Raw genomic sequence first — 25,926 nt, 5'->3', positions numbered from 1 at the left:
CAATCGTTATGCTGTTGGCACCGCGGATGCAAAGGACCGCGGCTAAACCCGACAACAACACAGGCGCGCCAACGCGCCAATTGGCGGGCGGATAGCGGCGCCAGCCGCGCCCCGCCACGCTGAATCGCTCAGAAAGGGAAATAGATGAGAACCTCCGCCACTCTGCTGGCCGCGGCCTGCTGCGCCGCTTTCGCCGTCTCCGTCCAGGCTGCCGGCACCCTGGTCTACTGCTCCGAAGCCAGCCCGGACGGCTTCGACTCCGCCCAGTTCACCTCGGGCACCACCTTCGACGCGGCCGGCCACGCGCTGTTCGACCGCCTGGTGGGTTTCGAGAAAGGCTCGACCAAGGCCATTCCCGGCCTGGCCACCACCTGGAGCGCCTCGCCGGACGGCAAGGTTTACACCTTCAAGCTGCGCCAGGGTGTGAAGTTCCACACCACCGATTACTTCAAGCCGACGCGTGATTTCAACGCCGACGACGTGGTGTTCACCTTCATGCGCATGTTCGACAAGAACCACCCCTTCCGCAAAGCCTACAACACGGAATTCCCCTACGCGGTGGACACCGGCCTGGCCAGCAACGTCAGCGCCGTGGAAAAAGTGGACGCGCAGACGGTGCGCTTCGTGCTGAAAGCGCCGGACGCGGACCTGGCGATCAAGATCGCCATGCCCTTCGCCTCCATCCTGTCCGCCGAATACGCCGAGCAGCTGCTCAAGGCCGGCCGCGCCGCCGACATCAACCAGAAACCGGTGGGCACCGGCCCCTTCATCTTCAAGCGCTACCAGAAGGACGCCCAGATCCGCTACGCCGGCAATAAGGCGTATTGGGACAAGAGCGCGGTGAAGGTGGACAATCTGGTGTTCGCCATCGCCACCGACCCCTCGGTGCGCTATCAGAAAATGAAGGCCGGCGAGTGCCAGATCATGTCCTATCCGCGCCCCAGCGATCTGGCGGTGATGAAGACCGATCCCAAGCTGAAAATGCTGACCGCGCCCGGCTTCAATATCGGCTACCTCAGCTACAACCTGGACAAGCCGCAGCTCCAGAAGCGCGAGGTGCGCCAGGCGCTGGACATGGCGATCAACCGCCAGGCCATCGTAGACGCGGTCTACCAGGGCCAGGGCCAAGCCGCCAGCAACCCCTTCCCATCCTCGCTGTGGTCCTACAACAAGAGCCTGAAGAACGCGCCCTACAATGTGGCCGCCGCCAAGGCGCTGCTGGCCAAGGCCGGCTATCCCAACGGCTTCGAGCTGAGCTTGTGGGCGATGCCGGTGCAGCGGCCGTACAACCCCAACGCCAAGCTGATGGCGGAGATGATACAGTCCGACTGGGCCAAGATAGGCGTCAAGGCCAAGATCGTGACCTATGAATGGGGCGAATACCTGAAGCGGATGAAGCGCGGCGAACACGACGCCGGCCTGATGGGCTGGACCGGCGACTACGCCAGCCCGGACAACTTCCTGGGCGTGCTGCTCAGCTGCGAGGCGGTGAACGGCTCCAACTACTCGCGCTACTGCAATAAGGAGTTCGACGCGCTGATCATCAAGGCCCGCACCCTGAACGATCAGGCCGAGCGCGCCAAGCTGTACTCCCAGGCGCAAACCCTGTTCAAGCGCGACCTGCCGTGGACCACCATCGCCCACTCCATCATCAATCAGCCGATGCGCAAGGAAGTGAACGGCTTCAAGATCAGCCCCTTCGGTGATTACCAGTTCAGCGGCGTCAGCGTGAAGTAAGGCCGCTTCAGGGCGCCGCCCTTGCGGCGCCCTGTCCGACGGCTAAATACTGTGCTGGCTCACCCGCAAAGATAAGGCTTCCGCGCTTTCCTTGCGCTGGCTGTAACGGTCCGTCAGATAGGGGGACACATCGCGGGTAAGCAGCGTGAACTTCATCAACTCCTCCATCACATCCACTACCCGGTCATAGTAGGCGGATGGCTTCATCCTGCCGCCCTCGTCGAACTCGAGGAAAGCCTTGGGCACCGAGGACTGATTTGGAATGGTCAGCATCCTCATCCAGCGCCCCAAGATGCGCAGTTGGTTGACCGCATTGAACGACTGAGAACCGCCGGACACCTCCAGCACCGCCAAGGTCTTGCCCTGAGTGGGACGAACGGCCCCAGCGGACAGCGGAATCCAGTCGATTTGCGTCTTCATGACGCCGGTCATTGCCCCATGCCGTTCCGGGGTACACCACACCATGCCCTCGGCCCACAAAACAAGTTCGCGCAGCTCCTGCACCTTGGGGTGGCTATCCGGAGCATCATCCGGCAATGGCAAACCCTTGGGATCGAACATCCTGACCTCCGCCCCCATCGCAAGCAACAAACGGCCCGCCTCCTCAGCCAAGAAACGGCTGTATGAGCGCTCGCGCAACGAGCCGTACAGCAGTAAAAAGCGGGGCGCATGCTTGGATGCGGGCACCGCAGACAACTGCGAATACGACGGGCTTTCAAATAGATCAGCCCGGACATTGGGCAAATCGGGGGAATGGATGAGCATAGCGGCCTCCTGCAGATAACGAGTCAATCCCCCTGTGCGAACCCCGCGTTGCGGCCTCACAAGGGTGAGCGGAACGCAAGCCATGATAATGGATCTAGACATTCTTTCAATAGTTCTTGTATAGTTGAATCATGGAAAACAAAACCGCGACCCAAATCTTCGAATCCCTCTCTTCCAGCATCCGGCTCGACATTTACCGCTTGCTGGTCAGGCAAGGACTGGAAGGCATGGTGGCAGGCCAAATCGCCGGCACGCTCAACCTTCCTCCCAACAATGTGTCCTTTCACCTCAAGGGCATGAGCCATGCAGGCTTGGTTTCGGTGGAGCAGGAAGGACGCTACCAGCGCTATCGCGCCAATTTGACCTTGATGCTGGAATTGATTGCCTATTTGACCGAAGAGTGCTGCGCCGGCCATCCGGAGCAATGCGTCGACATGCGTGCGGACTCATGCTGCCCAGAAGCCGCCCTGCCCCCATCATCCAAAACTGACACGGAAAACTGATGCCATGAACGTGCTTTTCCTGTGCACCGGAAACGCCTGCCGCTCCATCCTGGGCGAAGCCGTTTTCAAGCACCTGGCGCCGGCCGGCTGGAAGGCCATGAGCGCGGGCAGCCAACCTGCCGGACAAGTGCATCCGCGCTCGCTGGCGCTCTTGAAGCGCGAAGGAATTGCTGCCGAGGGCTGCCGCAGCAAATCCTGGGACAATCTGCCGGCCACGCCCGACATCGTCATCACCGTCTGCGCCGGCGCCGCCGGCGAAACCTGCCCCGCCTACCTGGGGCAGGCGCTGCGCAGCCACTGGGGAGTGGAAGACCCCGCCCACGCCACCGGCTCAGACGCGGAAATCGACGCGGCCTTCATGGCGGCCTACCGCATTCTGCGCACCCGGATTGAAGCCTTCCTGGCCTTGCCGCTGGCCGAGTTGCGACAAGACCCCACGCGCCTGAAAACGGAACTGGATCGTATCGGCGGCTTGCTGCCCTGAAGGCAAAGCAGCATGACGGCCATGACCATGCTGGTTGCAGCCCATGCAAGCCATCGGGACGTGGCCAGCCGGCTGGCTCTATCCACTCAATCGCAAACTCCCGGTCAGCCCACACCTTATCAAAAAGGAGAATCGTTTTGTCCACCCCCTGTGACGCCCCCCTTCACCGGGACAGCCCGGCGTCGATGAGCAGGTTTGAACGCTACCTGACCCTCTGGGTTTTTCTTTGCATCATCGCGGGAATCGCGCTGGGACAAACGCTGCCTCAGGTCTTCCAGGCTATCGGCAAGCTGGAAATCGCCCAGGTCAACCTTCCCGTCGGTTTGCTGATTTGGGTGATGATCATTCCCATGCTGGTCAAAGTCGATTTTGGCGCGCTGCACGAAGTACGCCATCATGTTCGCGGCATTGGCGTGACCCTGGTGGTGAATTGGCTGCTTAAGCCGTTCTCCATGGCGTTTCTAGGCTGGCTGTTCATTCGCAACCTATTTGCTCACATGCTCCCGGCGGAGCAGCTGGACAGTTATATTGCCGGACTGATCCTGCTAGCCGCCGCGCCCTGCACCGCCATGGTCTTCGTGTGGAGCCGGCTGAGCAATGGCGACCCCTTGTTCACGCTGTCGCAGGTCGCCTTGAACGATAGCATTATGGTTGTGGCGTTCGCCCCGCTCGTCGGCCTCCTGCTCGGCATCTCCGCGATCACCGTGCCATGGAACACCCTGCTGGTATCGGTCGTGCTTTACATCGTGATTCCGGTCATCTTGGCGCAATCATGGCGCAAGGCGCTGCTAGCCAAGGGGCAGGCGGCTTTCGAGGCCGCCATGAGCAAGATTGGCCCTTGGTCGATCGCGGCCCTGCTCGCGACCTTGGTTCTGCTCTTCGCCTTCCAGGGCGAAGCGATATTGCAGCAGCCGCTAGTGATTGCCTTGCTGGCGGTCCCCATTTTGATCCAAGTGTTCTTTAACTCCGCCCTGGCCTACTGGCTCAACCGGCTCGTCGGAGAAAAGCATAGCGTGGCCTGCCCGTCCGCGTTGATTGGCGCGTCCAACTTCTTTGAACTATCGGTGGCCACCGCCATCAGCCTGTTCGGATTTCATTCCGGAGCGGCGCTGGCCACTGTTGTCGGCGTGTTGGTTGAAGTCCCCGCCATGCTGCTGGTTGTTCGCATCGTGAACGCCAGCAAAGACTGGTATGAAAGAGACACGTAGCCGCTAAACACGCTCAGGGCGTCCGGTTCCTACTGCAAGGCCGCGGCGCTGCCGGAACCGCGCGGCCGCGTCTGAACCGTGGATTGAGTTGTCCAGGCGGCCTAGCCTCCCTCCCGAACGAGCCGCGACGAAACGCGTTCCCGGCCCTTGCCGGGACAACCGCTAGCGAATGCGCGGCAGGAACACCTCGGCCAGCATGCAGCGACAACTACCACCGCCCACCGCCTCTATGGTGGGAATGGGGTTGACCACCGGCTGGCCGTGCCGCTCCAACACTCTTTGCTGCGCCGACGTGAAGCCGTTCCACGCCTGTTCCGACATCGCGATCAGCGGCTGGCCGCCGGCGCCGCGCAATTGCAGGATATTGCCGCAGAAGCTGCGCTCCACCTGGGCCAGGCTGATGTCTATCACCTCATGGTGCTCGCTCAGCGCGCTCAGCACTTGCCGCCGCTGCTCCGGCCGGTGCAGGCTCTCGGAGCAAATCACCGCGAAGCCTTCGCCCACGCTCATCATCACATTGGTGTGGTAGATGGGCACGCCGCGGCTGTCCACGGTATCGAACAAATGCACCGCTTCCAGGCCGCGTCGGCGCGCGTAACGGTAGAGCGCGCTTGGATGGCAACGCTGCGAGCGCGCCGCGTACACCCGCTTGCGAGGATGGTCGAACACCATCACCCCGGTGCCCTCCAAAATCAGTTCTTCTTCCTGCGGCGGGCCGGCCCACACGACTTGCTCCACCTCGTAGCCATGGCTCAGCAGCAGTTGGCATAGCTCCTCCACCCGCCGCTCGCGGCGCCGGTTCAAGGTATGCATAGGATAAACGTGCAGGCTGCCATCCACGCTGGTGCTGAACCAGTTATTGGGAAACACCGCGTCCGGCGTCGGGTAGCCGTCCGGGCTTTTCTCCAGCACCAGCACTTCGACGCCATGATTGCGCAGGCGCTGCGCCATCGCGTCGAATTCGGCCAGCGCCAACGCGGTGACCTCGGCGGCAGGCAGTTGCAGCCGATGCTGGAATACATTGTCGGCGCCGGTCTGTTCGTTGAAGGCGAAGTCGCACGGGCGCGCCATCACGACGGCGCGGGCCAGTTGGCCTTGTCTGGCGTTGAGCCAGATCGGCTCCAGGTTTTCTTGCGCCGGCGCGGCGGCGGCGATAGCTTGGGCTTGCATGGTGGGCGGCTCTTGGGTGGGTGGTTGCATGTCCGCCCGCGGGCGGCAAATCATTCTACAGACAGTACGGCCTCGCCCAATGCCAGAAACATGACACAAACCTTCAAGCAGGCGACACGCGCCGACTTGACTTCCACTGACGCGGGCGCTCAAATCAACAGACGGTCCCAAAGGCCGTTTTACACCGCCGGCGCTGTCGACTAGACCAATGGCCAGTCGCCCCAAACCGCCGAATTGCATGAAATTGAAGCCATCTTCGCGAAAAATCGAGATTGTTCCGGCATGCCCTATTTCAAAATCTCCATTGTGCTGATCTTTGCGCTCTGCACTGTCTACATCCACTTTCGCGGCCGCCAGCGCCTGGGTTTCTGGCGGCAGTTGACCGATCACTCCACCTTCATGGCGCCGATCAACTGCTTCTGCTACCTGTTCTCCACCCTGCCAGCCCGCCCCTACCTACCACTGCAAAGTTTTCCCGAACTGCAAACGCTGAACGATAACTGGCAGCGCATCCGCACCGAGGCGCTGGCCCTGTCCAACGACGGCGCGATCAAGGCGTCCGACCGTTATGACGACCTGGGCTTCAATTCCTTTTTCAAATCCGGCTGGAAACGCTTCTACCTCAAGTGGTACGACCAGCCGCACCCATCCGCGGCCAAGCTGTGCCCCGAGACCACCGCGCTGCTGCAAGGCATTCCCTCGATCAAGGCGGCGATGTTCGCCAGCCTGCCGCCGGGCGGCCGACTGGTGCGCCACCGCGACCCCTTCGCCGGCTCGGTGCGTTTCCACCTGGGTTTGTCCACGCCGCAGAGCGAGGCCTGTTACATCGAGGTGGACGGCGAACGCTACAGCTGGCGCGACGGCGAGGCGGTGTTGTTCGACGAAACCTATCTGCACTATGCGGAGAACGCCACCAAGCATCAGCGCATCATCCTGTTCTGCGATATCGAGCGGCCGATGCGCTTCCGGCTCGCCGCCTGGTGCAACCGCCAGATCAGCCGCCTGCTGCTGGGCGCAGCCAGTTCCCCCAATCAGGAAGGCGACCGCACCGGCGCGCTCAACCGCCTGTTCCGCTATGTGCAGGCGGTGCGCTTGTTCGGCAAGCGCATCAAGGCGCAGAGCCGCCTTGGCTATTACGCGCTGAAATGGCTGTTGTTCGGTGGCTTGTTGCTGGGCTGGCTGCTGAGTTGAGCCAGCAGCCAGCCGTTTGACCGATAGCGTTTGCGGATAGAGAAACCAGCTGCCTCGACTAGTTCAGATCGTCTTCATTGAAGCCCATCTGCATCAGCTCGCCGGCGGCGTTGCGGCAGCTGACCGCGAAATCGGGCCGCTCCGGGGTCTTGCTGCCCGGATGCAAGCGCACGGAAGTCACTTCCATGCAATCGCGGGCCAGCGCCGCCCGACGACCCACTTTTGCCAGTTCCGGCGCCCAGCGGCAGAAAGCGCCGCCGGCGAAAGCCTGGGCTCCGCACAACTCGCCTGCAGGCTGGATCGCATCCGGCAGAACCACGCCGGCAATGGCCTTCAACTCCTCCTCGTTCTTGGCCGCGGCCTGATGCTGACTGGGCCACACCGAACACGTCAGCCAAATGCCTCCCGCCAGCATGGCGGCAAACAGCACGCCGACATGGACCCAGGACAGCGGCGAGGGCTGCGCCGGCTCGCGCCTCGGCAGTGGCCGCGGATACATTTCCTGATAAGGCGTCCGGCATTCCGGGCACACGCCTGGCGGCGCTTGCCGGCCGCGCGGCGCGGCGCCGCTCACATGGCCGCAATGACGGCAATGTTTCGTCTTCATCATTGTGCATCACTCCCCAGATTGAGGTCCGCCGCGCTCGCCGACGCTTTTGCCCGACCTCATTCCTAACACCCGCACCCCAATGCGGACATCCTCAAATGCTAACCCATGCGATGCCATTGGTGTTTGCGGCGGCATCGCGCCCAGCCTGCCCTATTTCACAGGCGACAACGGCAAGGCGCGCGACCGCCCCATGGCAGGACCCCGGTGCGGGAGGTGTATGCTGTTGCCCTGCTCATCAGCAAGACAGGAGGGAACAATGGGTTTCAGCACCGCAGAAAAAGACAAGATGGTGGCGTTGAAAGGCGTCGGCGCCACCGTCGTTTCCAGATTGGAACAAATAGGCTTTACTTCATTGCCGCAACTGGCGGATCAGGACCCGGCGCTGCTGACACGCCAGATCGCGGACATGATGGGCTCCAGTTGCTGGCACAACAGCCCGCAGGCCAGGGCCGCGATCCGGGCCATCATCGAGCTGGCGCGGACGGAGCGCGGCTGAGCCCCTGACCTCCGCCCGAAAAACGTAGCGGAGCGGCAGCAAATCTGTGAGATCGCTGCCACGCGCATTCGCCATGGCGCCGGTGATGCAACAACGCCGGCCTTACGCAGAAGTTGGTTCTGTTTGCGAGTCTTAGAACCTGTTCAAAGTCTGCTGCGCTTCGGCGATACGGCGTTGAAACCAAGCTCAAAATGCTCATGTACCACCTGTACATTCCGCTTTTTCGCTCGTTTTCGCCTTGTCTCGCCCTTGCTCGCGAGACTTTGAACAGGCTCTTAGTAGTGGTAACGACACTGCAAAATGGTCAGCACATCATTATGTACGGCATAGACCAGGCGATGCTCGTCATCGATACGGCGCGACCAGAAGCCGGCGAACTGATGCCTCAGCGGCTCCGGCTTGCCTATCCCTTCAAACGGGTTGCGCTGGATGTCCTTGATCAGAGCGTTGATGCGCTTGAAGGTGGGCTTGCTGTTCTGCTGCCAGTAGAGGCAATCCTCCCACGCGTTGTCATCAAACTTGATCTGCATCACTCGCCTCCGTCTTCGAGCAGCGTCCTTTCCTTGGCTTCTCCGTTGTGGAATCTTGCCGCCGCATCGGCCAGCCGCTTGGCGTTTTCAGGGGAGCGCGTCAGGTAGGCGGTTTCTTCCAACGCGTTGTAATCGGCTAGCGACATGATCACCACCGGCTCACCGCGCTGGGTGGTGACGATCACCGGCGCCCGGTCTTCATTCACTTGGCGCATGACTTCGGCCAGGTGCTGGCGGGTGTGGCTGTAGGTAAGCGCTTTCAAGGTATGCCTCCCTCAAGTCGACAATGATTGTACAAACCATAGCACAATCACCACAACCATACAGCCTGTCGCGACTCGCGCCGGTAGATTCCCCCATGCTCAACACCCTTCCGAAGCGCCTGCTGTTCTAGCGCCGCCCAAACAAGCCCCAAGAGAAGTCCACTGCCCCATCCTGAAACACGGGAAAGCCGCGCAAGCATGAACGCAGCCACACCTCGATCACCTAACAGATAGTTCTGGCCATCAATGAACGGCTGCCCTTTCGAGGAAGGTTTAAATGTCCGGAATACTTTGCACGATGAAGGAAATTCGTCGGCTGACAGGGTTTCACCCTGCAACGATCTACCGTAAGATCAAGAAGAATGAATTTCCCGAGCCCATCAAAATCGGAACCGCGTCTCGCTGGCCTGAAGAGGACTATGCGAAATGGCGGGCAGAGTACATCTCCAAGCAGCGTGCTGACCCCACCGACAAGCTTTGTGAGTAACACTGTGAGTAACAAAGCATCGGACCAGAAATTAGCACCAACAAATTCAATGGGTTAGACCAAAAATGCTATTGATGATCGACAACTACGACTCCTTCACCTACAACTTGGTGCAGTACTTCGGCGAGCTGGGCCAGGAGGTGAAGGTGTTCCGCAACGATGAAATCACCGTGCAGCAAATCGAAGCGCTGCGCCCGCAATACCTGGTGATCTCACCCGGCCCCTGCACCCCCAACGAGGCCGGCGTGTCGGTGCCGGCAATCAAGCACTTCGCCGGCCAACTGCCCATCATGGGCGTGTGCCTGGGTCACCAGGGCATAGGCCAGGCTTTCGGCGGCCGCATCGTTCACGCCAAGCAACTGATGCACGGCAAGGTGTCGCCGGTGCATCACCACGATGTCGGCATGTTCCGCGGCCTGCCCAATCCAGTCACCTGCACCCGCTACCATTCGCTGGTGATCGAGCGCGAGACGCTGCCGGACTGCCTGGATGTCACCGCCTGGACCGACGACGGCGAGATCATGGGCGTGCGCCACAAGACGCTGCCGATAGAGGGCGTGCAGTTCCACCCGGAATCCATTCTCACCGAGCATGGCCACGCGATGCTGGACAACTTCTTGAAAGAGTTCGCCTGATGAAGAGGATGTTGATGCTGGTCGCGGCGCTGACGTTGGCAGGCGCGGTGCAAGCCGGCGCGCTGGATGATTGCATGCGCGCCGAAGCGCAAAGTCCGGCGGTATCCGCCTGCCTGCAGCAGCGCCAGGCCAAGGCCGAGGCGGCGCTAGCCCTGGCGGAACAGCGGACCGCCACCGCGATGCGCGATCTGGATCAGGTCACCGGCAACCGCTACCGGACGCGCTTGGCCTTGAGCCAATCCGCGCGCGCCTTCAAGGTCTACCTGGACAAACAGTGCCGCTGGGTGGCCAGCAGCTACGCCAGCGGCAATGGCGCCGCCCAGGCCCAAGCCGGCTGCCGTATCGACCTGACCGAGCAGCGCCTCGCCCAATTGGCGGCGCACGCCGGCAACTGAATTCCCGGAGCGGCCGGCACCGCGCCGGCCTCGCCCGCCCAAGCTAAAGGACTACCCGATGATTACCCCGCAGGCCGCGCTGAACCGGCTGATCGACGGCAATGAACTGTTCTATGACGAGATGCTGGACTTGATGCGCCAGATCATGCGCGGCGAACTGACGCCGGCGCAGACCGCGGCCATCTTGATCGGCCTGCGCGTCAAGGTGGAATCGGTGCTGGAAATCGCCGCCGCCGCCGCCGTGATGCGCGAGTTCGCCACGCCAGTGCCCATCAGCCTGCGCGAGCATCTGGTGGACACCTGCGGCACCGGTGGCGACAAATCCCATACCTTCAATATCTCCACCACCGCCGCCTTCGTCGCCGCGGCGGCCGGCGCCCGCGTGGCCAAGCACGGAGGCCGCTCGGTGTCGTCCAGCTCCGGCAGCGCCGATGTGCTGGAGTCGCTGGGGGTGCAGCTGGCGCTGAGCGCCGAGCAGGTGGGCCGCTGTGTCGACGAAATCGGCATCGGCTTCATGTTCGCTCCCAATCATCACACCGCGATGCGCCACGTGGCGCCCATCCGCAAGGAATTGGGGGCGCGCACCATCTTCAACATCCTGGGACCGCTGACCAATCCGGCCGACGCTGAAAACCAGCTGATGGGCGTGTTCCACCCTGATCTGGTCGGCATCCAGGCGCGGGTGCTGAAACAATTGGGCAGCCGCCACGCGCTGATCGTGCACGGGCAGGATGGACTGGATGAGCTGACCTTGTCCGGGCCCAGCATGGTGGCGGAGCTAAAGGACGGCCAGATTGAGGAATACTTGCTGGACCCGCGCGAACTGGGCTTCGAATTCGCCGAACTCAAGCAGTTGCGCGCCGAAACCGCCGCCGCCTCGCGCGACATTCTGCTGGCGGTGCTGAATCAGGAAACCGGCCCTGCGCGCGACATCGTCATCCTCAACGCCGCCGCCGCCATCTACACGGCCGGGGTTTCCCCTAGCCTGGCCGACGGTGTTACCATGGCGCGCGAAGCGCTAGACTCGGGCCGCGCCCGAGCCAAGCTGGATCAATTGATCCAGCTCAGTCACGCGCTGACGGCTTGAGCCCAGAGTAATCCGCGCCGGCATCGCAGCCCTTGCCGGCGCCCCTAGATATGAATGCACCATTAAAGCCATGAGCAAACTGTCCAAAGACATCTTCAAGGCCTATGACATCCGCGGCATCGTCGGCAAGACCCTGACCAATGACGTCGCCCGCCAGATCGGCCAGGCCATCGGTTCCGAAGCCAAGGCCCGCAAAGTGAAATCCATCGTGGTCGGCCGCGACGGCCGCCTGTCCGGCCCCGAGCTGTGCCAGGCGCTGGCCGAAGGCATCCAGGCCGCCGGCGTCGACGTGGTCGACGTGGGCCGCGTCGCCACGCCGATGCTGTATTTCGCCGCCCATGAGCTGGGCTCGCTGTCCGGCGTGATGGTCACCGGCAGCCACAATCCTCCGGATTACAACGGCTTCAAGATGATGCTGGCCGGCAATACCCTGGCTGGCGACGATATCCAGAAGCTGTACCAGCGCATCGTCGATGGCGATCTCGCCAGCGGCGAAGGCGGCTACGGCACTCATGACATCGCCGAAGCCTATCTGGACCGCATCACCTCCGACATCAAGCTGGAGCGCCCGCTCAATATCGTGGTGGACTGCGGCAACGGCGTGCCCGGCGCGTTCGCGCCGGTGTTGTTCCGCCGCCTGGGCTGCCGCGTGCGCGAGTTGTTCTGCGACGTGGACGGCAACTTCCCCAATCACCACCCGGATCCGGCCAAGCCGGAAAATCTGCAGGATGTGATCGACGCGCTGCAGAAGACCGACGCCGAAATCGGCCTGGCCTTCGACGGCGACGGCGACCGCCTGGGCGTGGTCACCAAGGACGGCACCATCATCTGGCCGGACCGCCAGCTGATGTTGTTCGCCGCCGACGTGCTGGAGCGCAATCCCAAGGCCAAAATCATCTACGATGTGAAATCCACCCGCCTGCTCAAGCCGTGGATCAAGCAAAACGGCGGCGTGCCGGTGATGGCGCGCACCGGCCACAGCTTCATCAAGGCCAAGATCAAGGAAACCGGCGCGCTGCTGGCCGGCGAGATGAGCGGCCATGTGTTCTTCAAGGAACGCTGGTACGGCTTCGACGACGGCATGTACGCCGGCGCCCGCCTGCTGGAAGTGCTGTCCCGCGTCGAGGACCCCAGCGCGCTGCTCAATGCGCTGCCCAATGCGGTCTCCACGCCGGAACTCAACCTGAAGATGGCCAAGGAAGGCGAGAACCACGCCTTGATCGCAAAATTGCAGGCCTCCGCCAGCTTCGACGGCGCCGAAGAGGTCAACACCCTGGACGGCCTGCGCGTGGAATACAAGGACGGCTTCGGCCTGGCGCGCGCGTCCAACACCACGCCGGTGATCGTGCTGCGCTTCGAGGCCGACAACGACGTGGCGCTGGAGCGCATCAAGGGTGACTTCCGCCGCGTGCTGGGCACCGCCACTGACGCCAAGCTGCCGTTCTGACACCGGACAGTCCAACGTCTTGCCAGCGTTCCACATGAACGCGAATCAACACCGCCGGGGACATGGCCGCAGCCATGTCCCTGTTGTATTGAAAGGAAAACCATGTACGCCCAGGCTGCATCCAGCTTCAACACCGCGCGCGACCTGCTGCGCTTCGCCGTATCACGCTTCAACGACGCCGGCCTGTTCTACGGCCACGGCACCCAGAACGCCTACGACGAAGCCGCTTACCTGATTTTGTCGGCGCTGAAACTGCCAGTGGACCAGCTCGAGCCCTTTCTCGACGCCAAGCTGCTACCCACCGAGGTCAAGGACGTGATCGACCTGATCGAGCGCCGCGCCGAGGAGCGGGTGCCGGTGGCCTATCTGACCCACGAAGCCTGGCAGGGCGATTTCAACTTCTACGTGGACGAACGCGTGCTGGTGCCGCGCTCCTTCATTTACGAGCTGCTGGGCGAACCGCTGCAGCCGTGGATCGAACACCCGGAGCTGGTGCAGCGCGCGCTGGACCTGTGCACCGGTTCCGGCTGCCTGGCCGTCCAGCTGGCGCACCATTACCCGGACGCGGAAATCGACGCGGTGGACATCTCGCTGGACGCGCTGGAAGTCGCGGCCATCAATGTGCAGAACTACGGCCTGGACGAGCGCGTGCAGCTGATCCACACCGATATGTTCGAGGGCATAGAAGAGAAGTACGACCTGATCATTTCCAACCCGCCCTATGTCGATGCCGAATCGGTGGACGCGCTGCCGCCGGAATACCTGCACGAGCCGGAACTGGCGCTGGGCTCCGGCGAGGACGGCCTGGACGCCACCCGCGAAATCCTGCGCCGCGCGCCGGACTTCCTGAACGACAAAGGCGTGCTGCTGGTGGAGATCGGCCACAACCGCGACATGCTGGAAGAGTGCTTCCCCACCCTGCCCTTCATGTGGATGGAAACCGAAAGCGGCGACGGCTTCGTGTTCCTGATCACGCGTGAGGATCTGGTGGCCGGCCTGGCCGCCGACGCGCAGTAACACCCGCTAACAAAACCCCTGAAGCTGCGTTGCGCCGACTTGCCGTACCCAAGCTACCGTCTGCGTCGGCGCGCCTTGGCTCAGCGTTTTGCTAGCGACTCTAAGAACCTGTTCATAGTCTGCTGTGCTTCGGCGATACGGCGTTGAAAACGACTTCGAAATGCTCATGTACCGTGTGTACATTCCGCTTTCTCAGCCGCAACGCCTTGTCTCGCTCTTGCTCGCAAGACTTTGAACAGGCTCTAAACCGCCGGTTTCACCCGGCAGGCAGGATTCGTGAAATAAGAAAAACCGGCGGCGCCCGCGAGGGGCCGCCGGTTTTTTGCCGCCGCTAGCCTTTGGCCGCGCCCTTGCCCGGCTGCAAATCGCGCCAGATCTGCTCGGCGCGCACCGCCGCCGCGGCTTTCTGCCCGGCGTCCAGCTGCCGGTAGTCCTTGGTGGTCAGAAACCAGTCCGCGCTCAACGCGTCGCCGGCGCGCCGCGCCACCAGGTTCCAGGCCGCCGCCTCCAAGGGCTGCTTCTCCAGCAGATAGCTCTCCGAGATCATCGCCGCCGCGTGACGGTTGCCCAGCTGGTAGGCCTGCTGCAAGGCCGCGCGCGCCTCTTCGCGGTAGCGCGTGCCCGGCTCGAAGTCCGGCCGCTGCGGCTTGCCGTCCAGTTCGAACAGATAGCGCTCGGCCAGATGGGTCAAGGCCTGCACATTGCCGGCGGCGGCCAGCTTGCGTAGCTCCGCCAGCGGCAGCCGGTACAAGCGCTCGTCGATGGCGTAGCCCAGCTGGCGCAGCTGCTGCTTGCGTTGGCGCTCGGCCCGGCTTTCCTGTGGCGGCGCCAGTGCCGCAGCAGCCGGCGCCGGACCGTCTCCCACCGCGAAACTCAGCCCTTGGTAGGAAGCGGCAGGCGCCGCGCTGCTGACCGCGGGCGCGGGCGCCTCAGCCTGGCCGGCGCGCCTTGACGCCGGCGCCGGCTCGTCCAGGCCTAGCTGGGCGCGCACCGGCTCAGGCAGATTGGCCCAGGCCAGCCCCAGCAGCGCCAGCCCGCCGGCCGCCGCCCATAAGCGCTTGCCCATCGTCGATCAGATCGAGTTCAGGCAAGCGTTGAGGCCATTGGCGTGACCATAGCGCGAATAATAATCGCGCTGCGACGGCGTGCCGTGTTCGCCGTAATCGGCCGCGTTGCGCGCCGAAGCCACCGCGTTTTCGATGAAGCTGGGATAACGCAGATTGGTTTCAGCGTACTTGGCGAAAGTGCCGCCCACGCAGTCGGCCTGCAGTTCCTGCATCGGCGCCTGGCGGTAGATATTGTTGGTGAACTGGATGGAGTGGCCCCATTCGTGCGCCAGGATGAATTTGGCCACGTAATTGCCGTAGCTGTTTTCCTGCTGCTGCAAGAAGCCGGTGCCGACGCTGATGGTGTACGGTCCGCACGCCATCGCGCTGAGCTGGGGTTCGCGGCAGGCGTATTGGTTGACGTAAACCGTCGGCCGCGCGTAACCGCCGAGGAAGCCGCGGATCTCATTGGCGCTGGACTGGATGTAGCTATTGTTCACCGGGGCTGCCACCACCGGGGACGACAGGCTGGCCAGCATGGAAACCCCGACTAGACTGGCTTGGATCAGACTTCTCATGACTAACTCTCCTTATGTTGTTCACAACGGAGATTTAGTTATGGTAAATGATTTTGGATTTACAAAGTTATTTTGCAATTCCATATGAATAAATAGACAGTGAAAAATTACCTTGTCACGACAAGCCGTACATGAAAAAGTGACGGGTTGCCGAAAGCAAGCCGTCACTCTCAAAGATACACGCCCGTCGGACCTCGTCTACTCAGGCCATCGCCTCGAAACCATAATTGCGCAACAACATGAAGGCGGTGAACAGCATCACCAGGCCGATCACGCAATCCAGCACCCGCCAGCTTTGCGGCCGCTGGAACAGCGGCGCCAACTTGCCGGCGAAGCAGCCGATGCCGCCGAACCACAGCACCGAGGCGCTGAGGCTGCCCAACAGAAAGGATGGCGCGGCGCTTTCGCCGTAAATCGCGGACACGCCGCCGATCAACACCACGGTATCCAGCCAGGTATAGGGATTGAGCAGGGTCACCGCCAGCACGGTGCGGATCGCGCGCTTGCGGTCGCGCTCCACGCCGCCGGCCAGCGACATCGCTCCCGGCGTCAGCGCGGAGCGGAAAGCCTTGTAGCCCAACCACAGGATGAAGCCCGCGCCCAGCCAGGTAACGGTGACGATGAAGCCGGGAATCGCATTGAGCAGCTTGCCCACGCCCATCACGCCGCAGGCGATCAGGAACACATCGGCGACGATGCAGATCGCGACGATGGGCAGGATGTGACTGCGGCCTATGCCCTGCCGCAGCACAAAGGCATTCTGCGGCCCAATGCCGACGATCTGCCCGATGGATAGCCCAAGGGCAGATAGATAAACGCTGAAGTTGAACAAGCACCGCTCCCAGAAAGTTTTTACGCAGACTAAGGCAGCGGCGCCGCTAAGTAAAACTAATAAAAATTATCAGATATAAGCAGAACTAATATTCGAGCGCCGCTCCCAATCGGCGATCCATTCCGGCAGCTGCCGCGGATCCACCGGCGGCGAAATCTCGTAGCCCTGGCCGTCCAGGCAGCCTATCTCCAGCAGCCGGTCCCAGATCGCCCGGCTCTCCACCCCTTCCACCACCAGCTTGCGGCCGGTGTAGTGGGCGAAGGACACCATGCTGCGGATGATGGCCTCGTTGCCCGGCGTGTCCAGCAGCAGGCGCACGAAGCGCTGGTCTATCTTGATGGTGTCGAAGGGTAGCTGCTGCAGATGCACCAGCGAGGACGCGCCGGTGCCGAAGTCATCCAGCGCGATGGACAGCCCCAGATCGCGGCAATGCTCCAGCTTGGCGGTGATCTGCTCCGCCTCCTGCTGGGTCACGCTCTCCAGCACTTCCAGCTCGAGATAGCCCGCCGGCAGCGGATAGGCTTGCAGCAGCGCCTGAATGCCGGGCACGAAACCCTCGTGCTTCAGCGTGATGGCGGACAGATTGACGCTGACCGGGATATGGCGGCCTTCCGCCAGCCATTCGCCGGACTGGCGCAAGGCTTCGCGCAACACCCACCAGTCCAGCTCCCGCATCAGGTCGGTGTTCTCTATCGCCGGGAAGAAGGCGCCCGGCATTTCCAGCCGGCCGTTGCGGCGCCAGCGCACCAGCGCTTCCACTCCTTCGATGCGGTTGTTGCGCAGATTGATCTTGGGTTGGTAAAACAAGGCCAGTTCGTCGCGGGCGATGGCGAGCGCGAAAGCGTTGCGCACCGCGTGCATGTGCTGGATTTCCTCATCCATGGTCACATGGTAATAGCGACAATGGCCGCCGCCGGCGTCCTTGGCGCGGCTCAGCGCCAGTTCACCGCGGCGCAGCAACGCCGCGGCGTCGCTGCGGCCGTTCACCGGTTCCACCACGATACCCATGCTGCAACGGGTGTGGATCACCACTCCCATGCAATCCACCGGCTGCTGCAGACTGCTCATCAGACTGTCCACCAGTTGGTCCAGCTGCTCGTGACGATCACTGCAGGCGACAAAGCGCGATGCGCCCACGCGGCCGACATAACCATAGGGATAGATGCAGCGCCGAAGCCGGTTGGCCACTTCGCACAGCACCGCGTCGCCGCCCTCGTGCCCGAGGCGAGCGTTGATTTCATGGAAACCCTCGATGGACAGCACCAGCACCGCCAGTTGCGCGTTGGCGCGACGGATCTGCAATTGCTTGTCGATGTGTTCCTTCATCAGGTGGCGGTTGGGCAGACCGGTCAGCGGATCGTGGAAGGACAGGAAAGCCAGCTCGGATTCGGCCCGGTGGCTGCGTTCCAGCGCGTCCTGGCGCTCCAGCGCGCGGCTGATCTCGCGCGCCATGGTGTCCACCAGCTCAACCTTGGTGTCATCGAAGAAGCCTGGCTGCCCTGAATACAAGGACAAAGTGCCTATCACCTGCTCGCGCAGCGTCAGCGGCGCCACCAAGGCGCTGCGCACATTCCTGGCGGTCAACACCCGCATCCATGGCTGCATCGACGGATCTTCGCCGCAATCGTTGACCACTTGCACCGTCAAGCCGCGGATCGCCCGGCCGCTGGGCCCGCGGCCATGCTGCTTGTCCGGCTGCGCCGACACTTCCAGGCGTGGAATGAAGGCCTCGGCCAGCGCGCCGGCCATCGCCGCCGGACGGATGAATTGGGAATCGGCGTCCAGCAAGCCCACCCAGGCATGGGAGAAATCGCCTTCGCGCACGCAGACATCGCAGATCGATTGGAACAGTTCGCGGCGCTCGGAACAGCGCACCAAGGCCATGCTGACGCCGCTGAGGGTGGCGTACAGTCCGGACATGGTCTGCAGATGGCGGTGCTTGCTGTCTACCGCCTCCTGCAAGGACTGCTGGTGTCCGTGCAACTGCAGCATCTGATCCAGCAAGATACGCTTGCGCAGCAGCCGCGACAGCGCGGCGAGCTCGGCCAGCTCCAGGCCGGCCTCGGCCAGCCGCGCCAGGAAATGCGCCTGGCAGCGCTCGTAAGCGCCCACCACCCACATCAGGCCCACGCCCAACTGGCGCATCAAGCGTCCCTGTTCCACCACGCGCCAGGCGGCGCGGTCATTCACCGGACGGGTCAGCATCCGTTCGCAATACTGCAGCAAGGCATCCACCAGCGAATCGATGCCGCCCGGCAGGCGCTCGCTCAGCAGCGCCAGCGTGTCCGGACATTTCAGCGCATACCAGTAGAACTCCTTGCCCAGCGCCTCCTTGCGCGACAACAGCAGCGGAGCATGGACGCTCAGCCGCGCCATATGATCCGCCCTGACCCCGATAAAACGGCACATGCCATCCAATAGTGCCTTATTATCTGCTTGCATCTTCAACATGCCTGTCTTTGGCCATGAGCCGCCAGCGCCAGACCGGTCAGAACCGTCGCAGCCAGCCGCTCTAATTATTTTTATGCCGCCACCGCGTGCAGGCAATCCTTTGCCACCGTCCGTGTTCGGACGAAGCAGCACAACATGCCATAGGTGGCGCCGATAAGGCAAGAAACACCGTGGAATTATCACGGTAAGGACGTAAAAACATGCTTGATCCGAAACAACTGGAAACCTTATCGGCCGTCGCCGAAACCGGCGGCTTCGACAAAGCCGCCAAAAAGCTGTTTCTCACCCAATCCGCGATCTCCCAGCGCATCCGCCAACTGGAAGAACAACTGGGCCAGCCGGTGCTGACCCGGACCATTCCGGCCGAGCCCACCGAGGCCGGCCGTCAGTTGCTGCAATACTTCCGCCAGATCAGCCTGATGGAAAACCAACTGATGAACACCCTGCTGCCCAGCGGGCCGCGGCCGGAGTTCACCACCTTGGCCATCGCCGTCAACGCCGACAGCCTAGCCACCTGGTTTCTGCAGGCGGTGCAGCCTGTGCTGGACAGCCAGCCGGTATTGCTGGACATCATGGTGGACGATCAGGATTACACCCATGAACTGATGCGTTCCGGCCATGTGATAGGTTGCGTCAGCACCCGGCCGCAGCCGATACAGGGCGGAGACAGCCTGTTCCTGGGCCAAATGCGCTATCTGTGCGTCGCCACCCGCGGCTTCGCCCAGCGCTATTTCCCGGCCGGCATCAGCGAGGCGGCGCTGGCCGCCGCGCCCACCATTTTGTACAGCCGCAAGGATGACGTTCATCGCCAGTTCCTGCAGCACACCGCCGCCTACCACGGCAGCTTTCCCTACCTGACCGTGCCCACCCCGCAGGGCTTCGTCGAAGTGACGCGCCAGGGCCTGGCTTACAGCCTGCTGCCGGAGCTGATGCTGGAAGACGACATGACCGCCGGCCGGCTGATCGACCTGTTCCCGCAGCAGCACCTGGATATCCCGCTGTACTGGCACCACTGGCGGGTGGAATCCGAATTGTCGCAGGCGCTGGCCGACGCGATGCAGCGGCATTGCCGGCAACACCTGCGGCAATGATCAGTCGGCGCGGCTTGCGCCACGCGGCCGTCGTCTGCTGTACTGAAGAGCGCGCGGACGCATATTGACAGCCGCCCCGCGCGCGGCGCAACATGCCACGCCAACCGCAATGGAGGCAATATGACCGGCAACACCCCCAATAACGAGCAGTGGGCCGAGTTGGAAATGGCCGCCCGCCTGGCCGCGCGCCAAGCCTATGTCCCTTACAGCAAATTCGCCGTCGGCGCCGCCATCCTCGACGGCGCCGGCAAGATCCACATCGGCTGCAATGTGGAGAATGCCTCCTACGGTCTGACCAACTGCGCCGAGCGCACCGCGGTCTACGCCGCGCGCGCCAACCACGGCATCCAGGAGGTGCTGGCGGTATGCATCTACACCCCCACCGCCACGCCCACGCCGCCGTGCGGCGCCTGCCGCCAGGTGCTGAACGAGTTCGGCCCCGGCATGCATGTGCGCGCGATCTGTGACGGCGAGGACAGCATAGACACCACGCTGAACGTGCTGCTGCCAGGCGCTTTCGGGCCCAAGAATCTCCAAGACGCGAGCTAAGAGCCCGTTCAAGGTCTAGCGAGCAAGAGCGAGACAAGGCGAAAACCGCTGAGAAGGCGGAATGCACACGTGGTACATGAGCATTTCGACGCAGCGCTCACCTAGCACGTCTCACGAAGCGCAGCAGACTTTGAACAGGTTCTTGCGCACGCTCACGGCGCGCGCGGCGCCACTGTCACCTGGTAGCCGCGCTGCCGCAGCAGCTTGACCAGGCCCTGAGGCCCGGCCAGGTGTAGCGCTCCCACCGCCACCAGCAAGCGCCGCGACGCCGCCATCTCGTCGATGCGGCGCGCCATCGCCTGGTTGCGGCGGTCCAGCATCTCGCGCTGGGTCCAGGCGCTGAGCCGCGGATAGCCAGGCAAGACCACCATGGACTGCAAGGCAGGCAGGTCTCCGCGCTCCCAGGCGGCGATCAAGTCGCGATAATACCGCTCCGCCTCCGGCTTATCCTGCCATTCTGCGGTCTGCCGCACCCATTCACGCAGAGCCGCCGCCGGCATCTCGAACAGCATGCGCCCCTGCTCGCCGGTCGTCTCCAACGCCAGCAAGGGGCGCTGCTCCCGGCGCGCCATCTGCAGCAACATCGTCTCGCTACCCTCCTGCGTCGCCTGACCCAGCCGCTGATACTCGTTCAGCGTCAACTGCATCAGCCACATCGCCGGAGCCAGGCTCCGCGCCTGATCAGGCTCGACACCGGTGCGCTGCAACTGAGCCAGCAGCAAGCGCCGACTGTCCGGACCCAGCTGCCGCCATTGCCTGGCGGCGCCTTGCCGCGCCAGCGCCAACACCTCGGCCGGCGCTCCCGGCGCGTCGACATCCAGTTCCAGCACCAAGGCCTCGCTCCGCGCCATCGCCTGGCTCAGCCCCCAGTCCGGCGTGTCCGTGCCGGGTCGACCCACGTGCATGGTGCCGTACAGATAATGCACGCGGCCCTGCTTGCTGAAAGAGTACAAGGGCCCATAGGCCGGCGCCGCCAGCGCCGGCAAGACCAGCCACAAGGCCAGCCAGCCGCACCAGAGAAAATGCCATCGCTTCATGTCTGCGCTTTCCATCCAAACCCGGCAAGGATACCAGCCCGCCGCGCGCGCGTCCGGCGAGGACTTTAAATTCATCACTCAAACTAATCGCTATAATTCAAAATAAAACACTTTCAATAAGTAGTTCCCACCAGGCAAAAACCGTCCTTTAGGACAGTTCGAACCAGCCATGCTTTGCTAATCCGAATACACCGCCTCCGCTCCGGCCATGCCACTCCCGCCATGACCGCCCCGAACGGCGTCCGCATCGAGGAGAGCGACATGGTTCGCGTTCGCAAAGACATCTTGAAAATGAGCAATCCCTGGGATCCCATCGTGCTGTGGTACGCGCGCGCGGTCAGGGAAATGCAGAAACGGCCGATCAAGGATCCGACCAGCTGGCGCTATCTGGCCGCCATCCACGGCTTCGACTCCCAGCTTTGGCAGCAGCACGGCTATTTGCAAGCCGGCGAAGCGCTGCCCAGCCCGGCAGATCAAAACACCTATTGGCGGCAATGCCAGCACCAGAGTTGGTATTTCATGCCTTGGCACCGAGGCTATCTGGCCGCCTTCGAGGCCATCGTGCTGGCCGAAATCGTCAAGCTCGGCGGCCCCGCCGACTGGGCCTTGCCCTACTGGAACTACAGCGACAGCGCCAATGCCAAGGCGCGCGACCTACCCACCTGTTTCCAGTCCAAGACCTTGCCGGACGGCAGCACCAATCCATTATGGCTGGCGCAGCGCTATGGCTGGAACAATCAGCCCAACCACATCACGCTGCGCCCGGAAACCGTGCAGCTCACCGCCTTGAAGGACGCGCAATTCATCGGCACCGCCAACGGCATCCCGCCGGGCTACGGCGGGCCGCAAACTCCATTCTGGCATGGCGGCGGCAATAGCGGCGGCCTGGAAAACCTGCCGCACAATCCGGTGCACACCAATATCGGCGGCCGCAACGGCCTGATGTCGGACCCGGACCTGGCCGGCCTGGACCCGGTGTTCTGGATCCATCACTCCAATATCGACCGGCTGTGGCAGGTATGGCTGAACCGCAACCCCGGCCATCAGAACCCCGGCAGCGACAATTGGCTGGAGGGGCCGGTCAACCGCAAGTTCGCGATGCCGCGTCCCAGCGGCAGCGGCTACACCTTCGTCGCCAAGGATGTGCTCAACACCCAGGCGCCGAATCTGAACTACGTTTATCAGGACGTATCTGACCCCCTTGGCGGCGCCAGCCGCGTCGCGCAGCGCATGCAGACGCTGGCGGCGGTCCATCCCGATATCGCGGCGGCAAGCACCATGGCGAACAATCCGAAAACCGAGCTGCTGGGCGCCAACACCGCGGCGATCAAGCTGAGCAACAACACCGTCCACGCGCAGATGCAGTTGGACAGCGGCGCCAAGAACAAGGTGCTGAGCAGCTTCCAGGCCAGCCAGGCCGCCACCCGCCAGCTGCAGGCGCCGCAGAACGCCGCGCCGCCGCAAGAGCCGGACCGGGTCTTCCTCAGCCTGGAAAACATCCGCTGCAAGGTGGACGGCGGCACCTTCAACGTCTACGTCGGCCTGCCCCCGGGCGCCGATCCGGCGCAATACCCGCAGAACCTGGCCGGCACCATCGCCCTGTTCGGCGCGCGCAAGGCTTCGCAGGCCGAGCATGGCGGCAATGGCGTCAGCCAGGTGCTGGAGATCACCGACATCGTCGATCGCATGTGCCAGAGCCAGACGCTGGACACGGCGCCGATGGAAGTGCAACTGGTGCCGGTGTCCGATATCGAGGACGACGACGAGGTGACGATAGGCCGCATCAGCGTCTACCGCCATGGCCAATAGCGCTTGACGCCCGATGCCGCTCAAGACCCTGCTCGCCGCGCTGCGCGACACGCCCTGGCCGCTGCTGTGCGCCAGCCTGCTGGGCTGGCTCGGCCTGCTCGCGCTGGAGCGGCGGCTGGCCGCGCCGGGCTATTGCGGCGCCTGGGTCCTGGAGCGCCCCGGCGGCGGCTGGGACGCGCTGCTGGCCGCGCTGTGGCTCAATCCGCCGATGCAATGGCTGCCGTCCTGGCTGCTGATGCTGCTGGCGATGATGGCGCCGCTGCTGGCCGATCCGCTGCGGCAGCTGTGGCTGCGCAGCCTGGCGCGCAAGCGCGCGCTGGCGCTGGCGCTGTATTGCTGCGGCTATCTGCTGCCCTGGCTCGCCGCCGGCCTGCCGCTGCACTTGCTGGGCCTGGCGCTGCTGACCTTCAGCGTCGCGCCGTGGCAGGCCTTCGCCGCCGCCTGCGCCATCGCCTGGCTCTGGCAGGCTGCGCCGCCGCGGCTCTACAGCCTGCGGGCCTGCCACCGCCAACCGCGGCTATCCCCGTTCGGTTGGCCGGCCGCCTGGTCCGCGCTGCGTAGCGGCCTCGCCGGCGGCGTCTGGTGCGTCGGCGCTTGCTGGGCCTGGATGCTGCCGCCGCTGCTCGGCGGTGGCGGCCATCTGCCCTTGATGGCGGCGATAAGCCTGTGGCTGCTGCTGGAGCGGCGTCGGCCGGAAGGCGCTCCGCCCTTATGGTCCTGGCCCAGACGGCCGGCCCGGTCCGCTCAAAATGCCTGAGCGCGCTTTCTTCTCCATCGCCACATAAAGCAACGGCCCGCGCAAGCGGGCCGTTCGCGCGCATTAATGAGCTAGCTGCGCGCGGGATGATCCTGGACTAACTCAGGCTTTATGGCGCTCGGCCTGCACCGCCTGCGCCACCGCTTCCGCCACCTTGATGCCGTCGACGCCGGCGGACAGGATCCCGCCGGCATAGCCGGCGCCTTCGCCGGCCGGATACAGGCCACGCACGTTCAGACTCTGGCAATCCTCGCCGCGAGTGATGCGCAATGGCGCGCTGGTGCGGGTTTCCACCCCGGTCAGCACCGCGTCGTGCATATCGTAGCCGCGTATTTTCTTGCCGAAGGCCGGCAAGGCCTCGCGCATCGCCTCGATGCAATAATCCGGCAAGGCCGCCGCCAGGTCGGTCCAATGCACGCCAGGCTGATAGGACGGTTCCACCGAACCGACCCCGCTTGACGGCTTGCCGGCCAGGAAATCGCCGACCAGTTGCGCCGGCGCTTCGTAAGTGCCGCCGCCCAGCACATAGGCGCGGCTTTCCAACTCACGCTGGAAAGCGATGCCGGCCAGCGGGCCGCCTGGGTAGTCGTCCGGATTGATGCTGACCACCAGGCCGGAGTTGGCATTGCGCTCGGCGCGCGAATACTGGCTCATGCCATTGGTCACCACCCGGCCTTCTTCCGAGGTGGCGGCCACCACCTGGCCGCCCGGGCACATGCAGAAGCTGTATACCGCGCGGCCGTTGGCGGCGTGGTGCACCAGCTTGTAATCCGCCGCGCCCAATAGCGGATGGCCGGCGTACTTGCCCCAGCGCGCCTTGTCGATCAGCGTTTGCGGGTGCTCGATGCGGAAGCCCACCGAGAACGGCTTGGCCTCCATGAACACGCCGTGGCCGTGCAGCATTTCAAAGGTGTCGCGCGCGCTGTGGCCCAGCGCCAGCACGATATGGTCGGCGCGGATCTGCTCGCCGCCGGCCAGGGTCAGGCCGCGCGCCACCTTGCGGCCGTCCGGCCCGTCTTCCAGATGAATGTCGACGACGCGCTGCTGGAAACGGATCTCGCCGCCCAGCGCCTCGATCTCGGCGCGCATTTTCTCCACCATGCTCACCAGGCGGAAAGTGCCGATATGCGGCTTGGCGACATAGAGGATTTCCTCCGGTGCGCCGGCCTTGACGAACTCGGTCAGCACTTTGCGGCCGAGGTGACGCGGATCCTTGATCTGGCTGTACAGCTTGCCGTCGGAGAAGGTGCCGGCGCCGCCTTCGCCGAACTGCACATTGGACTCCGGGTTCAGCACATTCTTGCGCCACAGGCCCCAGGTGTCCTTGGTGCGCTCGCGCACTTTCTTGCCGCGCTCCAGCACGATGGGCTTGAAGCCCATCTGCGCCAGCAGCAGCGCGGCGAAGATGCCACAGGGACCGAAACCGACCACCACCGGGCGGCGCTCCAGGTTTTCCGGCGCCTGACCGACGAAGTGGTAATTGGTGTCCGGAGTCTCCATCACATGCGGATCGGACTTGAAGCGCGCCAACAGCCTGGCCTCGTCGGCCACGTCGATATCGACGATATAGGCCAGATTCATCATGCCCTTGCGCGCGTCGTAGCTGCGCTTGAAGACCAGGACTTCGCGGATCTGCGACTCCGCCACGCCCAGGTAGGCGGCGATCGCGGTGTTCAAAGCCTCCGGAGCGTGGTCCAGCGGCAGTTTCAATTCGGTAATGCGCAACATCTTGAATTCCAGTACGGGTTGGT

The 25,926-nt window shown here is 63.4% G+C and carries 27 protein-coding genes; 16 read left to right on the top strand and 11 right to left on the bottom strand.

Features of this window, described 5'->3' with window-relative positions:
* Nucleotides 1-144 precede the first annotated feature (144 nt).
* The gene (locus VI26_RS20155) at nt 145-1,737 is read left to right on the top strand and encodes an ABC transporter substrate-binding protein (RefSeq protein WP_048411554.1); all 1,593 of its coding nucleotides are present in this window, start codon (nt 145-147) and stop codon (nt 1,735-1,737) included.
* Between the two features lie 42 nt (nt 1,738-1,779).
* Here the strand turns inward: VI26_RS20155 and arsH are convergent, their stop codons facing one another.
* A complete protein-coding gene (gene arsH / locus VI26_RS20150) occupies nt 1,780-2,502 on the bottom strand; it encodes an arsenical resistance protein ArsH (RefSeq protein WP_048411553.1) in 723 nt (240 codons plus the stop codon).
* Nucleotides 2,503-2,633: 131 nt separating this feature from the next.
* Here arsH and VI26_RS20145 point away from each other — a divergent pair, with 131 nt between their 5' ends.
* The 3 genes from VI26_RS20145 (at nt 2,634) to arsB (ending at nt 4,697) form a co-directional block, all read left to right on the top strand.
* Entirely contained in the window at nt 2,634-3,005 is a 372-nt protein-coding gene (locus tag VI26_RS20145) for a helix-turn-helix transcriptional regulator (protein ID WP_048411552.1), read from the top strand.
* 4 nt (nt 3,006-3,009) lie between these two features.
* Entirely contained in the window at nt 3,010-3,489 is a 480-nt protein-coding gene (locus VI26_RS20140; RefSeq protein ID WP_048411551.1) for an arsenate reductase ArsC, read from the top strand.
* A 185-nt stretch (nt 3,490-3,674) separates the two neighbouring features.
* Nucleotides 3,675-4,697 carry an ACR3 family arsenite efflux transporter gene (gene arsB, locus VI26_RS20135; protein ID WP_048411550.1) on the top strand — a complete coding sequence of 341 codons (1,023 nt, stop codon included), beginning with the start codon at nt 3,675-3,677 and terminating at the stop codon, nt 4,695-4,697.
* 162 nt (nt 4,698-4,859) lie between these two features.
* Here the strand turns inward: arsB and VI26_RS20130 are convergent, their stop codons facing one another.
* Nucleotides 4,860-5,867: an arginine deiminase-related protein gene (locus tag VI26_RS20130; RefSeq protein ID WP_053074549.1), complete on the bottom strand. Its 1,008-nt coding sequence runs from the start codon at nt 5,865-5,867 to the stop codon at nt 4,860-4,862.
* Between the two features lie 282 nt (nt 5,868-6,149).
* On the opposite strand from VI26_RS20130, the gene VI26_RS20125 reads away from it, so the two are divergent.
* A complete protein-coding gene (locus tag VI26_RS20125) occupies nt 6,150-7,058 on the top strand; it encodes an aspartyl/asparaginyl beta-hydroxylase domain-containing protein (protein WP_048411549.1) in 909 nt (302 codons plus the stop codon).
* 58 nt (nt 7,059-7,116) lie between these two features.
* On the opposite strand, the gene VI26_RS20120 is transcribed toward VI26_RS20125, so the two are convergent.
* Entirely contained in the window at nt 7,117-7,668 is a 552-nt protein-coding gene (locus VI26_RS20120; protein ID WP_156183979.1) for a hypothetical protein, read from the bottom strand.
* A gap of 256 nt (nt 7,669-7,924) precedes the next feature.
* Here VI26_RS20120 and VI26_RS20115 point away from each other — a divergent pair, with 256 nt between their 5' ends.
* Nucleotides 7,925-8,164 (top strand): hypothetical protein, encoded by a 240-nt coding sequence (locus VI26_RS20115; protein WP_048411547.1) that lies wholly within the window; start codon nt 7,925-7,927, stop codon nt 8,162-8,164.
* A 275-nt stretch (nt 8,165-8,439) separates the two neighbouring features.
* Here the strand turns inward: VI26_RS20115 and VI26_RS20110 are convergent, their stop codons facing one another.
* Nucleotides 8,440-8,694: a Txe/YoeB family addiction module toxin gene (locus tag VI26_RS20110; protein ID WP_048411546.1), complete on the bottom strand. Its 255-nt coding sequence runs from the start codon at nt 8,692-8,694 to the stop codon at nt 8,440-8,442.
* A complete protein-coding gene (locus tag VI26_RS20105; RefSeq protein ID WP_048411545.1) occupies nt 8,694-8,957 on the bottom strand; it encodes a type II toxin-antitoxin system Phd/YefM family antitoxin in 264 nt (87 codons plus the stop codon). The genes VI26_RS20110 and VI26_RS20105 overlap by 1 nt, the downstream gene beginning before the upstream one ends.
* Before the next feature lie 277 nt (nt 8,958-9,234).
* Here VI26_RS20105 and VI26_RS20100 point away from each other — a divergent pair, with 277 nt between their 5' ends.
* The 6 genes from VI26_RS20100 (at nt 9,235) to prmB (ending at nt 14,025) form a co-directional block, all read left to right on the top strand.
* Nucleotides 9,235-9,444 (top strand): AlpA family transcriptional regulator, encoded by a 210-nt coding sequence (locus VI26_RS20100; protein ID WP_048411544.1) that lies wholly within the window; start codon nt 9,235-9,237, stop codon nt 9,442-9,444.
* Between the two features lie 65 nt (nt 9,445-9,509).
* Nucleotides 9,510-10,079, top strand: coding sequence for an aminodeoxychorismate/anthranilate synthase component II (locus tag VI26_RS20095; protein WP_048411543.1), 570 nt, complete (start codon nt 9,510-9,512; stop codon nt 10,077-10,079).
* Nucleotides 10,079-10,474 carry a lysozyme inhibitor LprI family protein gene (locus VI26_RS20090; RefSeq protein WP_048411542.1) on the top strand — a complete coding sequence of 132 codons (396 nt, stop codon included), beginning with the start codon at nt 10,079-10,081 and terminating at the stop codon, nt 10,472-10,474. Before VI26_RS20095 ends, VI26_RS20090 begins: the two co-directional genes overlap by 1 nt.
* A gap of 58 nt (nt 10,475-10,532) precedes the next feature.
* Entirely contained in the window at nt 10,533-11,561 is a 1,029-nt protein-coding gene (gene trpD / locus VI26_RS20085; RefSeq protein WP_048411541.1) for an anthranilate phosphoribosyltransferase, read from the top strand.
* 70 nt (nt 11,562-11,631) lie between these two features.
* Entirely contained in the window at nt 11,632-13,008 is a 1,377-nt protein-coding gene (locus VI26_RS20080; protein WP_048411540.1) for a phosphomannomutase/phosphoglucomutase, read from the top strand.
* Between the two features lie 102 nt (nt 13,009-13,110).
* A complete protein-coding gene (gene prmB / locus VI26_RS20075; RefSeq protein ID WP_048411539.1) occupies nt 13,111-14,025 on the top strand; it encodes a 50S ribosomal protein L3 N(5)-glutamine methyltransferase in 915 nt (304 codons plus the stop codon).
* 331 nt (nt 14,026-14,356) lie between these two features.
* Here the strand turns inward: prmB and VI26_RS20070 are convergent, their stop codons facing one another.
* The 4 genes from VI26_RS20070 to VI26_RS20055 all read right to left on the bottom strand — a co-directional run bounded on the left by VI26_RS20070 (nt 14,357) and on the right by VI26_RS20055 (nt 18,923).
* On the bottom strand, nt 14,357-15,091 hold the full coding sequence (locus VI26_RS20070) for a hypothetical protein (RefSeq protein ID WP_048411538.1): 735 nt from the start codon (nt 15,089-15,091) through the stop codon (nt 14,357-14,359).
* 6 nt (nt 15,092-15,097) lie between these two features.
* Complete coding sequence (locus VI26_RS20065; protein WP_048411537.1) at nt 15,098-15,649, bottom strand: hypothetical protein; 552 nt, start codon at nt 15,647-15,649, stop codon at nt 15,098-15,100.
* A 202-nt stretch (nt 15,650-15,851) separates the two neighbouring features.
* Nucleotides 15,852-16,481 carry a LysE/ArgO family amino acid transporter gene (locus VI26_RS20060; RefSeq protein ID WP_048411536.1) on the bottom strand — a complete coding sequence of 210 codons (630 nt, stop codon included), beginning with the start codon at nt 16,479-16,481 and terminating at the stop codon, nt 15,852-15,854.
* 69 nt (nt 16,482-16,550) lie between these two features.
* Complete coding sequence (locus VI26_RS20055) at nt 16,551-18,923, bottom strand: EAL domain-containing protein (protein WP_048411632.1); 2,373 nt, start codon at nt 18,921-18,923, stop codon at nt 16,551-16,553.
* Nucleotides 18,924-19,132: 209 nt separating this feature from the next.
* Here VI26_RS20055 and VI26_RS20050 point away from each other — a divergent pair, with 209 nt between their 5' ends.
* Nucleotides 19,133-20,023 (top strand): LysR family transcriptional regulator ArgP, encoded by an 891-nt coding sequence (locus VI26_RS20050; RefSeq protein WP_048411535.1) that lies wholly within the window; start codon nt 19,133-19,135, stop codon nt 20,021-20,023.
* Nucleotides 20,024-20,143: 120 nt separating this feature from the next.
* Complete coding sequence (locus VI26_RS20045) at nt 20,144-20,572, top strand: cytidine deaminase (protein WP_048411534.1); 429 nt, start codon at nt 20,144-20,146, stop codon at nt 20,570-20,572.
* Between the two features lie 152 nt (nt 20,573-20,724).
* Here the strand turns inward: VI26_RS20045 and VI26_RS20040 are convergent, their stop codons facing one another.
* Nucleotides 20,725-21,609, bottom strand: coding sequence for a TraB/GumN family protein (locus tag VI26_RS20040; protein ID WP_048411533.1), 885 nt, complete (start codon nt 21,607-21,609; stop codon nt 20,725-20,727).
* A gap of 291 nt (nt 21,610-21,900) precedes the next feature.
* Between VI26_RS20040 and VI26_RS20035 the strand changes: the two genes are divergently transcribed.
* The gene (locus tag VI26_RS20035; protein ID WP_231581069.1) at nt 21,901-23,418 is read left to right on the top strand and encodes a tyrosinase family protein; all 1,518 of its coding nucleotides are present in this window, start codon (nt 21,901-21,903) and stop codon (nt 23,416-23,418) included.
* A 13-nt stretch (nt 23,419-23,431) separates the two neighbouring features.
* Complete coding sequence (locus VI26_RS20030; protein WP_048411531.1) at nt 23,432-24,175, top strand: DUF2182 domain-containing protein; 744 nt, start codon at nt 23,432-23,434, stop codon at nt 24,173-24,175.
* 102 nt (nt 24,176-24,277) lie between these two features.
* On the opposite strand, the gene VI26_RS20025 is transcribed toward VI26_RS20030, so the two are convergent.
* A complete protein-coding gene (locus VI26_RS20025) occupies nt 24,278-25,903 on the bottom strand; it encodes an NAD(P)/FAD-dependent oxidoreductase (protein WP_048411530.1) in 1,626 nt (541 codons plus the stop codon).
* Between the last annotated feature and the right edge of the window lie 23 nt (nt 25,904-25,926).

The sequence above is a fragment of the Chromobacterium sp. LK1 genome (assembly GCF_001043555.1).
Lineage (GTDB): Bacteria > Pseudomonadota > Gammaproteobacteria > Burkholderiales > Chromobacteriaceae > Chromobacterium > Chromobacterium aquaticum.
Note: the sequence above shows the minus strand (reverse complement) of the source record. Positions and strands in the feature narration are given on the sequence as shown.

Bases quoted from the DNA above. Each gene is read 5' to 3' on its own strand.
- VI26_RS20045 (WP_048411534.1), top strand. From the start codon at position 20,144: ATGACCGGCAACACCCCCAATAACGAGCAGTGGGCCGAGTTGGAAATG.
- VI26_RS20040 (WP_048411533.1), bottom strand. From the start codon at position 21,609: ATGAAGCGATGGCATTTTCTCTGGTGCGGCTGGCTGGCCTTGTGGCTG.
- VI26_RS20120 (WP_156183979.1), bottom strand. From the start codon at position 7,668: ATGATGAAGACGAAACATTGCCGTCATTGCGGCCATGTGAGCGGCGCC.
- VI26_RS20030 (WP_048411531.1), top strand. From the start codon at position 23,432: ATGCCGCTCAAGACCCTGCTCGCCGCGCTGCGCGACACGCCCTGGCCG.
- VI26_RS20095 (WP_048411543.1), top strand. From the start codon at position 9,510: ATGCTATTGATGATCGACAACTACGACTCCTTCACCTACAACTTGGTG.
- VI26_RS20080 (WP_048411540.1), top strand. From the start codon at position 11,632: ATGAGCAAACTGTCCAAAGACATCTTCAAGGCCTATGACATCCGCGGC.
- VI26_RS20035 (WP_231581069.1), top strand. From the start codon at position 21,901: ATGAGCAATCCCTGGGATCCCATCGTGCTGTGGTACGCGCGCGCGGTC.
- VI26_RS20070 (WP_048411538.1), bottom strand. From the start codon at position 15,091: ATGGGCAAGCGCTTATGGGCGGCGGCCGGCGGGCTGGCGCTGCTGGGG.
- prmB (WP_048411539.1), top strand. From the start codon at position 13,111: ATGTACGCCCAGGCTGCATCCAGCTTCAACACCGCGCGCGACCTGCTG.
- VI26_RS20050 (WP_048411535.1), top strand. From the start codon at position 19,133: ATGCTTGATCCGAAACAACTGGAAACCTTATCGGCCGTCGCCGAAACC.
- VI26_RS20125 (WP_048411549.1), top strand. From the start codon at position 6,150: ATGCCCTATTTCAAAATCTCCATTGTGCTGATCTTTGCGCTCTGCACT.
- trpD (WP_048411541.1), top strand. From the start codon at position 10,533: ATGATTACCCCGCAGGCCGCGCTGAACCGGCTGATCGACGGCAATGAA.
- VI26_RS20145 (WP_048411552.1), top strand. From the start codon at position 2,634: ATGGAAAACAAAACCGCGACCCAAATCTTCGAATCCCTCTCTTCCAGC.
- VI26_RS20025 (WP_048411530.1), bottom strand. From the start codon at position 25,903: ATGTTGCGCATTACCGAATTGAAACTGCCGCTGGACCACGCTCCGGAG.
- VI26_RS20140 (WP_048411551.1), top strand. From the start codon at position 3,010: ATGAACGTGCTTTTCCTGTGCACCGGAAACGCCTGCCGCTCCATCCTG.
- VI26_RS20055 (WP_048411632.1), bottom strand. From the start codon at position 18,923: ATGCAAGCAGATAATAAGGCACTATTGGATGGCATGTGCCGTTTTATC.
- arsB (WP_048411550.1), top strand. From the start codon at position 3,675: ATGAGCAGGTTTGAACGCTACCTGACCCTCTGGGTTTTTCTTTGCATC.
- VI26_RS20110 (WP_048411546.1), bottom strand. From the start codon at position 8,694: ATGCAGATCAAGTTTGATGACAACGCGTGGGAGGATTGCCTCTACTGG.
- arsH (WP_048411553.1), bottom strand. From the start codon at position 2,502: ATGCTCATCCATTCCCCCGATTTGCCCAATGTCCGGGCTGATCTATTT.
- VI26_RS20130 (WP_053074549.1), bottom strand. From the start codon at position 5,867: ATGCAAGCCCAAGCTATCGCCGCCGCCGCGCCGGCGCAAGAAAACCTG.
- VI26_RS20065 (WP_048411537.1), bottom strand. From the start codon at position 15,649: ATGAGAAGTCTGATCCAAGCCAGTCTAGTCGGGGTTTCCATGCTGGCC.
- VI26_RS20100 (WP_048411544.1), top strand. From the start codon at position 9,235: ATGTCCGGAATACTTTGCACGATGAAGGAAATTCGTCGGCTGACAGGG.
- VI26_RS20155 (WP_048411554.1), top strand. From the start codon at position 145: ATGAGAACCTCCGCCACTCTGCTGGCCGCGGCCTGCTGCGCCGCTTTC.
- VI26_RS20115 (WP_048411547.1), top strand. From the start codon at position 7,925: ATGGGTTTCAGCACCGCAGAAAAAGACAAGATGGTGGCGTTGAAAGGC.
- VI26_RS20090 (WP_048411542.1), top strand. From the start codon at position 10,079: ATGAAGAGGATGTTGATGCTGGTCGCGGCGCTGACGTTGGCAGGCGCG.